The 1153-nt window shown below is 43.6% G+C and carries 1 protein-coding gene; it reads left to right on the top strand.

Going from position 1 to position 1153, the window contains the following annotated elements; translation table 11 throughout:
* The coding region (locus tag A3735_RS05415) for an IS3 family transposase (RefSeq protein WP_068637705.1) at nt 1-797 on the top strand (797 nt) is incomplete at its 5' end.
* Between the last annotated feature and the right edge of the window lie 356 nt (nt 798-1153).

Raw genomic sequence — 1153 nt, 5'->3', positions numbered from 1 at the left:
GTGGCTTTTATGCTTGGCTGAATCAGCCCAAGTCAAAGCGCCAGATTGAAGATGAACGACTGACAGGGCTTATCAAGCATTCTTGGTTGGAAAGTGGTTGTGTTTACGGCTACCGGAAAGTAACGAGCGATCTGCGTGACTTAGGTGAAACCTGCTGCAAACATCGCGTTGCACGATTGATGAAGCAGGAAGGAATCAGGGCTCAAGTAGGTTACAGAAGGCATAGAGGCCACTATGGCGGCAAACCCGCAATCGTCGCAAGCAACGTATTAGATCGCCAGTTTTCTGTAGCCATGCCAAACCAAACTTTGGTGACTGATATTACTTATATCAGAACTCACGAAGGTTGGCTCTATCTTGCTGTGGTACTGGACTTATATTCTCGTGCCGTAGTTGGTTGGTCTATGAGCTCAAGAATGGAATCCGAGCTTGTTACTCAAGCTCTTCTTGCAGCAGTGTGGCGAAGAAAGCCGCGGAACCAGGTGTTAATACACTCTGATCAAGGCAGTCAGTTTACGGGTTACGAATGGAATGACTTTCTAAGCGCTCACAACCTTAAAGCGAGTATGAGTCGGCGAGGAAATTGCCATGATAACGCAGTAGCGGAGAGCTTCTTTCAGCTTCTCAAGCGTGAGAGAGTAAAGAGGAAAATCTACTCAACAAGAGAGCACGCACGAGCAGATATTTTTGATTACATTGAAATGTTTTATAACTCTAGACGTAAGCATGGGGAAGCTAATAATATGCCTCCACTGGCTTATGAAAAGTTAGAAGAATTCAAACAGAAAAGTGTTTAGTTAAAGCTGGTCGATTCAATCCTTGTGTTGATGACACAAGGATATCGAATAAAGAATGATCAGCCAACTTAGCAAAGTGTTATGTCGGCTTTCGGGTCTTTTGTAATATAAGAAAAGCCAGGCAAATAGGCATGGAAAGCGATGCTCGCGTTATGTCGGTTTTCCTCTTTTAGGTAATGTAAGATATCGAGAAAAATTTTCTTGGATCCTATGAACGGTTTACCCGCAAGGCCAATGTTCTAGTTTTCCAAAAGAGTAGGGCGCAGACACAAAATATTAATGGCCCCGGTTCACATATTGCGAACAAGAGCCATATGCCTTACACTGTTCACATATTGCGAACTAATGGAAGTTTT

Source organism: Oleiphilus sp. HI0061 (assembly GCF_001635675.1).
This window is presented reverse-complemented; position numbering and strand designations above follow the sequence as displayed.